The sequence below is a fragment of the Candidatus Effluviviaceae Genus V sp. genome (assembly GCA_014728125.1).
In the GTDB taxonomy this organism is placed as follows: domain Bacteria; phylum Joyebacterota; class Joyebacteria; order Joyebacterales; family Joyebacteraceae; genus WJMD01.
In genome coordinates this window covers 1-9,211 of the sequence record WJMD01000032.1, presented here as the reverse complement: position 1 = coordinate 9,211, position 9,211 = coordinate 1, and the positions used below count along the sequence as shown (strand labels likewise).

Genomic DNA, 9,211 nt, shown 5'->3' with positions numbered 1-9,211 from the left:
CCGGGGCGCTCGGCGCCCCGGCCCGCGGTCTGTCCAGAGGAACACTCGACCGACTCGCCATCGCGCGGGCGCTCCTCGGGGACCCGGACGTGGTGCTGCTCGATGAGCCGTTCGCATCGCTCGACCAGCAGGGAAGGGACCTCGCGTGGCGCGCACTCAGATGCCGGCTGGACGATGGGTGCTCCGTGGTTCTGACGACCCACGATCGGGACACCGCGCGACGCTGCGACCTCGTCGTCCGGCCGGCGACATGAGGGTCGGGTGTGCCGCGGGTCGTGGCCATCGTACGGTGCGACGGCCGGTGGGTGCGGCCCGTGTCGCGGTCGCGTTCCTCGTACGGTCTCTGATGATCTTCACGAGCTACCGGCTGCGGGCGCTCCTCGGCTTCGTCTCCCTCGGGACCACGCTGCTGGGCTGTGTGCTGGTCGGTCGGCTCGTGGCCACGGGAGGCGCCGGGTTCGGAGAGCGCTTCGGCATGAGCTACACGGCGTTCGCTCTCGTGGGGGTCGTCGTCCACGGCGCCGCCTCGAGCGGGCTGCGCGTCTTCCGCACCTCGGTCCGGCGGGAACAGCTCCTCGGCACGCTCGAACACCTGCTGGCGTGTCCCGTCGACCCCTCGGTTCTCGTCGTCCTGTCCGCCCTCGGACAGCTGCTTCTCACGCTCGCCGGTGGTCTTGCGCTCCTCGCGGTCGTGTCGCACCTGGCCGGACTGGGCGCCGTGGTATCCGGCGAGGTCCTTCTGCCGGTCGTCCTCTACGCGGCGTCGATGGCCGGGCTCGGTCTCCTCTCCTCGGCCGTCGTGCTCGTCCACAAGGAGGGAGAGCCCGTCTCGTGGGCGCTGTCGACGCTGACCGGCGTTCTCGGCGGCGTCTTCGTTCCGGTCGAGCTCCTGCCGGGCTGGGTCCGGGGCGCCTCGCTGCTTCTTCCCACGACCCACGCGCTCGCGCTCGTCCGGTCGGCACTCGTCCCGGGACACGCGACGCCGTCGGCGTCGATCCCGGTGCTCTGTTTGAGCGCCGCGACCCTTCCCGTTGCGGGGTTCATCGCGCTCCGGTTCGCATTCCGCAGGGCGCGCCGCGACGGGTCGCTGGGACACTACTAGTCGGGACCGGGGGGCATTGGCACTTGCCCGCCCCGGCCGTCGTGGTGTCTAATGGGCACGAGCGCACCGGCCACTTCTCTCTTGATGGAGGTGCACGCGCGCCCGATGGCACGTCGACGCTCCTCGCACACGCCGGTCATCTCGATCGTCGTCGGCATCCTCATCCTCGCCGTCGTCCTGACGGTCGTTTCGTTCCGTGATATCGAGCGCGGTCGCGCTCAGGTCTCCTCGATGCTCGAGCACCAGGCCAGAGGTGTCCTGGCGTTCATCGGCGCCGATCTCAGGGCCGGGCTCTCCGCCGGGGAATGGGATCCGGAGCGGTTCTCGCGGCTCTTCGAGGACGCCGCCTCCCGCCCCCAGATCGCATTCGTCGGGCTCCTGGCTGCCGACGGACGCGTCCTGGCACACAGCGACTCGGAGCTGGTGGGCGGGGTGCTCGAGAGCGGGATCGAACCGACGGCGCTCTTCCCGGGGCAGCGCCTGAAGGGCACACGGATCACGTACGACGGGCGGTCGGCGTACAGCTACGCGGCGATCGTCGAGGTGGTGCCGCGCGAGCTCTGTGATCCGGCCTCGCGCTGGCGCATGCCGGGACACCCGCGGCGCAGGCGTCACACCTGTTCACCAGAGGAAGCCGCGGCTCGCCTGTCGGAGCTTCTGGGCCGGGACGTCGGCCCGGACTCAGCCGTCCGGCTGATCGGCGTCATCGCACTCGAGTCGTCGAGCCTCGAGTCCACCTTTCTCGCCAGCAGGAACCACACGATCATGACAGCGCTCGTGCTGCTGGCGGTCGGCGCCGTGGCGATCTACTTCCTGTTCATCGTCTCGCACTACCGGTCGGTCCGCTCGGCGCTCGAGTCCATGCGGACGTACACGACGAACGTCATCGAGAGCATGGCCAGCGGGCTGCTGTCGGTCGATGCCGACGGCCGAGTCGTGACGGTCAACGGGAAGGCGCGCAGGATGCTCGGGCTCGCCTCCGATCCCAGGGGTCGGCCCGTCTCCGAGATCCTCAGACTTGAGCCGGAGAGCGCCGACCGGGCGCTGGGGACGGCGATCGCGGGGGCCCGCGATGAGCTGGAGACCGAGGCGACGGTCACGACGCCGGACAGAGGAGTTCCCGTGGCTCTGTCGGCCTCGACGCTCAGGGACGAGGACGGCAGGCGTTCCGGCGCCGTGGTGCTCTTCCAGGACCTCTCCGAGGTTGAGGATCTCAAGGATCGCGTGAAGAGAGAACGCCACCTGGCGTCGCTCGGCCGTCTCGCCGCCGGCGTAGCCCACGAGGTCAGGAACCCCCTGAGTTCCCTGAAGGGGTTCGCCCAGTTCCTGAGGAGCCGGTTCGTCCCCGGCTCCAGGGAGGAGCGCTACGCCGACATCATGATCGAGGAGGTCGAGCGGCTCGACCGCGTCGTTCAGGAGCTTCTCGACTTCGCCCGGCCCGTGGAGCCCGATCGGACGGCGGTCTCCCCGAACGCCGTGGTCGAGGACGCGCTCGCCCTTCTCTCGGAGGACGCCGCGTTCGGAGACATCACGATCGAACGACGCCTCGACGACGGAGCGCCCGATGTCCTCGTCGATGCTCAGCAGCTTCGGCAGGCTCTCCTCAATGTCTTCCTCAACGGCATCGAGGCCATGGAGAGCGGCGGACGCCTCACGGTCGAGACCCAGTCTGTCGGTGAAGGTGACCGCGTGGCCATCAGGGTCTCGGACACCGGCCCGGGCCTGACTGACGAAGAGCTGGCCAAGCTCTTCGAGCCGTTCTACACGACCAAGGATTCCGGTACCGGTCTCGGCCTGACTATCGTCTCGCGCGTCCTCGAACAGAACGACGGCTCGATCGTCGCGACGAGCGAGAAGGGCTCCGGAACGACCTTCACGATCGAGCTGCCCGCCGCCCGCAGGGAGGAGTAGATGGACCCCTCGAAGCTCCGCATCCTCATCGTCGACGACCAGGAGAGCGTCCGCGAGCTCCTGAGCGCGGTGCTGACCGAGGACGGACACGAGGTCGACTGTGCTCACGACGGTGAGACAGGCGTCCGCACGGTGGGCGAGGGGTTCCACGACGTCGTCCTTCTTGACATCCGCATGCCTAAGCTCGACGGCGTCGAGGCCCTTCGGGAGATCAAGGAGCAAAGTCCCGGGACGGCCGTCATCATGATGACCGCCTACGCGTCCGTCGAGACCGCCGTGACGACGATGAAACTCGGGGCGTTCGATTACGTGACCAAGCCGATCGACATCGATGAGGTCCGGGCGGCTATCCAGCGGTTCACGGAGCGGTCGGACGATGAGACGCCCGATGAGCCCGATGCGGAGGCCGGGGACGACATCGTCGGTGTGAGCCGGGCCTGGCGGGAGACGCTCGACACCGCTCACCGAGCGGCCGAGTCGGACGCGACGATCCTCCTTCTTGGCGAGAGCGGCACCGGCAAGGAGGTCCTCGCCCACGAGATCCACCGGGCGAGTCCCCGCAGCTCAAAGCCGTTCGTCGCCGTCAACTGCTCCGCCATCCCCGAGGGGCTCCTCGAGAGCGAGCTCTTCGGGCACGAGAGGGGGGCGTTCACGGGGGCCGTGAAGCAGAAGCGCGGCCGCTTCGAACTCGCGGACGGGGGCACGGCCTTCCTCGATGAGATCGGCGACATGTCGGAAGGTCTTCAGGCGAAGCTCCTCCGGTTCCTTCAGGACCGGACGTTTCAGCGTGTCGGCGGCTCGAGGCCGATGACGGTCGACGTCCGCGTCATCGCCGCGACCAACCGTGACCTCGAGCAGGACATCCGGGACGGCCGGTTCCGCGAGGATCTCTTCTTCAGATTGAACGTCGTGACCATCACGGCGCCACCTCTGAGAGAGCGTGTCGACGACATCCCGCCGCTCGTTGAGCACTTCCTCGGCGCGCACGCGCCGCGCGGCTCGAAGCCGAAAAAGGTCTCGCCGAAAGCCATGCGGACGATCATGGCCTACGACTGGCCGGGCAACGTGCGCGAGCTCGAGAACGCCGTCCAGCGGGCGATCGTTCTGTCCCGCGGGGAGACGATCTTCCCGGAGCACCTGCCCGCGCGTGTGCGGGCCGCGGCCGGGGGCGAGGGACGCGAGGATCCGGCAACCGGGAGGACGATGCGGGAGGTCGAGCGCGACGCCATCGTCAGAACGCTCCGGGAGACCGACGGCAACCGAACGCACGCCGCGAAGATCCTCGGCATCTCGAGACGGACCCTCCAGAACAAGATCAAGGAGTACGACATCGACCTCTAGGCGATGCGGTATCGGCCTTCCGTCATGTACGCGCCCCGGGCCGCTACCTCCCCGTGCCCTTCCCGCTCCGCCGAGCGACACCGCCCCTCCTGACGTGCGACCACCGGACTTCAGAACAGGGCCGTCCATCGAGGTGCGAAGAACCTGCGCACCTCCTGACCCGGGAGCACCGGTCATGGGCATCTTCTGCGCACCCGGGCGTCTTCTGGAGGCGGCCGTCTCGGGTATCGACGGGCGTAAGTGATTAAGGAGCAGAGGATTATGCAGGCGGCCGAGGCCGGGCTCGGCTTCCCCTCTCACTGGCACGCGCGTTGCTCAATCAGGAGGCGGTTGGTCGGTTCACACCACTCTGAAGTGAAGGGAGCAGACGATGAGACGCAGGAGGTTCCTCACGATCGCAGCGATCGCCGCTCTGGTCATTGGTCTCGTGAGCACCGTGGCCGTGGCGCAGTCCGGCGGCCGCCCGGGCCGCGGCATGGCGCATCCCGCGCAGGGTATGCGGCGCGGCGGTCCCGTGTTCACCGAGGAGCAGAAGGAGGAGATCAAGGAGATCCACGAGAGGTACGAGGAGGAGAGGGTCGAGCTCGCGAACAGGGCGAGCGTGCTCCGTCTCGAGATGGTGGAGCTTCTGGGCGAGGACGAGATCGACTTCGCCGATGTCGAGGAGAAGATCGAGGAGGTCCACGCGATCCAGCTCGAGCGCGCGAAACTCCGTCTCCGTATCCACATGGAGGTCCGCCCGCTCCTCACCGACGACCAGCGTGAGCTCTTCGACCGCGGTCTCGCCCGCCTGGGCGACCGCATGCAGGGCGGCGCCCGCGGCAGAGGCATGCGTGGCGGCCGCATGGGCATGCATGGCGGACGCGGCATGCATCCCCGCTGCGGCATGGGCGGGGGCATGATGGGTGGTCCAGGCGGTGGCGCACCCCGCTGGATGCGGCCCGACGACATGGAGGACGACGACTAGAGAAAGCCCACCGGGGAGCGCTTCGCTCGCGGAGCCTCCCCGGCCGGCCCGTCGGGACAGGGACCTCGGTGGGCCGGCCATCCGTCCAGCCGGCGCAGAGGCCGGCGGCGCGACGAGCGGGGCGTGCATCGTCAGACTGAGACGTCGCGCGGCCGCTCGCATCCCCCTCGAGCCGGGCGGGCGTCGAAGCGGCGCCCGCCCTCACGACTGCGGATGCGGTTGAAGCGGGAGGCGCGACGGTTTAGGCTTGTCTCTCGAAGACACCGTTTCACGAGCCACGGGAGAAGACCGAGCCCATGAAGAGAATCCTGATCATCGCGGCGGTGATCGTCGTCGCGCTCGTTGCCGTCTGGGGCTTCACGCGAGGGGGCGACGGCGCGGCCGCGAGCGAGTACGAGTTCGCCGAGGTCGAGCGCGACGACCTCGAGGACATCATCTCCGCGACCGGAACGCTCTCGGCCGTCGGGACGGTCGAGGTCGGCACGCAGGTGTCAGGAACGCTCTCCGACATCTTCGTCGACTTCAATGACCAGGTGACGAAGGGGCAGGTGCTGGCGCTCATCGACACGACTTTCCTGGCGGCCTCCGTAAAGGACTCCCGGGCGAACCTGATGAGAGCCGAGGCCCAGCTCGCCCTCACAGAGACGCAGTTCGCACGGACGAGGGACCTCTACGAGAGAGACCTCGTCAGCGAGGCCGACTACGAGGATGCGGCCGCGTCGCTGGCGGCCGCACAGGCTTCCGTTCTCTCCGCTGAGGCTGCGCTCGACCGCGCGCGGACCAACCTCGACTACGCGGTGATCACGTCGCCCATCAGCGGCACCGTCATCGAGCGGAGCGTGGAGCCCGGGCAGACGGTCGCGGCCAGTCTGTCGGCCCCCGTGCTGTTCATCATCGCCGAGGACCTCGCGGAGATGGAGATCCACGTCCTCGTGGACGAGAGCGACATCGGCTCGGTCGAGGTCGGCCAGCAGGTCCGTTTCACGGTCGATGCCTACTACGAGAAGGACTTCTGGGGCGAGGTCCGACAGGTCAGACTGCAGCCTCAAACCGTCCAGAACGTCGTCAACTACACAGTCGTTGTCGACGCCCCGAACGACGAGGGACTCCTGCTTCCCGGCATGACAGCGACGGCCGACTTCCTGCTGCAGTACCGTGAGGACGTTCTCCTCGTACCGAACGCCGCTCTCAGGTTCACGCCGACCATGGAGATGTATCAGGAACTCCGCGAGTCGATGGGTGAGAAGAGGCAGCCGGCGAAGAGTGGCGGCCAGGAAGGGCGGACCGCATCGGGCGGAGTCGACGGCAAGGAAGCCGTTGGCGCGGGTGGTGCCGAGCGTTCGCACGGCGCGCACGGTGACGGGAGCTCGCACGGCGCGCAGGGCGGCAGGGGAGGCATGAACCCGATGGTCCGCATGTTCGCGGCCGCTGGGATCGACAAGGAGCGGGGCGCGGTGCTCTGGTACCTCGACGCCGAGGGGAACCTCTCCATCGCTCCAATAGAGAAGGGTGCCTCCGACGGCATGAGGACCGAGATCGTCAAGGGCGCCGATGTCCAGGACGGCATGAAGGTCATCACGTCCGTCGTCGAGTCCGAGGAGAACGAGGGCGGCAGCCGGAACCCGCTTTCCGGCCGGTTCGGAAGGAAGCGCGACTAGCGATGGAACGCGTCATCGAGACACGCGGCGTCACCCGTTTCTATGAGATGGGTGATCTGGTCGTGAAGGCGCTCCGTGGTGTCGACCTGACTGTCATGAGCGGGGAGTTCGTCGCCATCATGGGTGCGTCGGGCTCGGGGAAGTCGACGCTCCTCAACGTGATCGGCTGCCTCGACCAGCTGACGTCCGGCGAGTACCTGCTCGACGGCGTCGACACCAGCGGCTTCTCGCGTGACGAGTACGCGGAGGTCCGGAACCAGCGCATCGGCTTCGTCTTCCAGACCTTCAATCTCCTGCCGCGGACGTCGGCGCTCGACAACGTGGAACTGCCGCTCTTCTACGACCGCGCCAATCGCTTCCCCGATCCGAGAGCGGCCGCGGCCGAGTCCCTGGACAGGGTCGGTCTCGGCGACCGGATGCACCACGACCCGAGCGAGCTCTCTGGAGGACAGCGGCAGCGCGTCGCGCTCGCCCGCGCTCTTGTGAACAACCCATCGATCATCCTCGCCGACGAGCCCACGGGGAACCTCGACAGTCGAACATCGGTCGATGTGATGTCCGTCTTCCAGGAGCTGAACGAGCAGGGGATCACGATACTCCTCGTGACGCACGAGACCGACATCGCGCAGTACGCGAAGCGGATCGTCGTGATGCGGGACGGTCGCATCGTCAACGATCGCCAGGTGTGGGACAGGCGGAACGCGGCGGAGGACCTCGAGTCGATGCCGTCGACGGACGAGTTCGTCGAGCGCGAGGCGGAGAAGGGGTAGCGGATGCTCTGGCCGAGACGTCTCTTGAGGATCGCCGTCAAGGGGCTCGTCAAGAACAGAATGCGGAGCCTGCTGACGACCCTCGGCGTCATCATCGGCGTCGCGTCCGTCATCGTCATGGTCGGTATCGGGGCCGGAGCGCAGGCCGACATCGAGACCCAGATCAGTTCGCTCGGGACCAACATGCTGATGGTCTTCCCGGGCGCGTCGCGCCACGGGGGCGCCAGCGGCGGCGCCGGCTCGTACAACAAACTGTCGCTTGACGAGGCCGACGCCATCCGCGAGCGGTCCCGGTACGTGAGCGCCGTCTCCGGTGTGATCCAGACCGGCGGGCAGGTGATCGGCGGGATTGGAGATTGGAATACACGCGTGATGGGGGTGTCTCCAGAGTATCTTGAGATTCGCTCATGGGGCGTTGACCGAGGGGAGTTCTTCACCGAGCGGGATGTTCGATCCAGGGGTAAGGTCGCGGTGCTCGGGCAGACTGTTGTCGACGAGCTCTTTCCGAATGAGGACCCGATCGGTCAGCAGATCCGGATCAACAAGACGCCGTTCCGCATCATCGGTGTGCTCGAGGAGAAGGGCGCCTCGAGCTTCGGGCGCGATGAGGATGACCAGATCCTCGTGCCGGTGACGACCGGGCTCTACCGGCTCTCCGGCGGTCAGTACATCAGCATGATCTTCGTGAGCGCGCGATCGTTCGAGGAGAGCGAGGCGGCCGAGGAGGAGATCAGCGAGATCCTCCGAGAGGAGTTCCGCGTCAATCCGGGCGAGGACGACCCCTTCCGCATCCACAGCCAGGCCGAGTTCATCGAGATGGCGACCGAGACGCAGGAGGTCATGACGCTGCTCCTCGGGGCCGTCGCGGCAGTTTCGCTCATCGTCGGCGGCATCGGCATCATGAACATCATGCTGGTCTCGGTCACCGAGAGGACGCGCGAGATCGGCATCCGCCTGGCGGTCGGCGCGCGGTCGAGCGACATCCTCATCCAGTTTCTGACCGAGTCCGTCGTGCTCAGCCTGCTCGGCGGCACGATCGGCATCCTGCTCGCATACGTCCTCACCCTCGTACTGAACAACATGGTGGGCATGACGACCATCATGCAGCCCGGTGTCGTGGCGATCGCTTTCGGCTTCGCCGCGGCGATCGGTGTCTTCTTCGGGTACTACCCGGCCAGGAAGGCGGCGATGCTCAACCCGATCGACGCCGTCCGGTACGAGTAGACGCACACGCCGCCCGGCTCCCGGCCGGTGCGGCGGTCCTCCTGCGTTGGAGGGTCGGAACGGCTTCTTGACGTGACCGGCGAGCCGGCCCGACTTCTCCCCAGGGCGGGCGGTCCGCTCCGCGCAGCGGGCCGCCCGTTCCTCACTCCCGCCCCGCACCGACACCCCTCACTGTTGCCGTTCAGGTCTTCGTCGGGTATAGTGTGAGTCAGGCGGCGGCTCGTGCGAAGCCGCCGCT

8 protein-coding genes are annotated in these 9,211 nt (G+C 67.7%); all 8 read left to right on the top strand.

Annotated elements, in window-relative coordinates; translation table 11 throughout:
* Nucleotides 1-254: ATP-binding cassette domain-containing protein (locus GF405_01760; GenBank protein ID MBD3366883.1), on the top strand; the 254-nt coding region annotated here is incomplete at its 5' end.
* Entirely contained in the window at nucleotides 161-1,102 is a 942-nt protein-coding gene (locus GF405_01755) for a hypothetical protein (protein MBD3366882.1), read from the top strand. The genes GF405_01760 and GF405_01755, both read left to right, overlap by 94 nt.
* Before the next feature lie 51 nt (nucleotides 1,103-1,153).
* Nucleotides 1,154-3,013: a PAS domain-containing protein gene (locus GF405_01750; protein MBD3366881.1), complete on the top strand. Its 1,860-nt coding sequence runs from the start codon at nucleotides 1,154-1,156 to the stop codon at nucleotides 3,011-3,013.
* Complete coding sequence (locus GF405_01745) at nucleotides 3,014-4,354, top strand: response regulator (protein ID MBD3366880.1); 1,341 nt, start codon at nucleotides 3,014-3,016, stop codon at nucleotides 4,352-4,354.
* A 370-nt stretch (nucleotides 4,355-4,724) separates the two neighbouring features.
* Complete coding sequence (locus GF405_01740) at nucleotides 4,725-5,321, top strand: periplasmic heavy metal sensor (GenBank protein MBD3366879.1); 597 nt, start codon at nucleotides 4,725-4,727, stop codon at nucleotides 5,319-5,321.
* Nucleotides 5,322-5,617: 296 nt separating this feature from the next.
* Entirely contained in the window at nucleotides 5,618-6,979 is a 1,362-nt protein-coding gene (locus GF405_01735; protein ID MBD3366878.1) for an efflux RND transporter periplasmic adaptor subunit, read from the top strand.
* 2 nt (nucleotides 6,980-6,981) lie between these two features.
* Complete coding sequence (locus GF405_01730) at nucleotides 6,982-7,749, top strand: ATP-binding cassette domain-containing protein (protein ID MBD3366877.1); 768 nt, start codon at nucleotides 6,982-6,984, stop codon at nucleotides 7,747-7,749.
* Between the two features lie 3 nt (nucleotides 7,750-7,752).
* On the top strand, nucleotides 7,753-8,973 hold the full coding sequence (locus tag GF405_01725) for an FtsX-like permease family protein (protein ID MBD3366876.1): 1,221 nt from the start codon (nucleotides 7,753-7,755) through the stop codon (nucleotides 8,971-8,973).
* Nucleotides 8,974-9,211 lie beyond the last annotated feature (238 nt).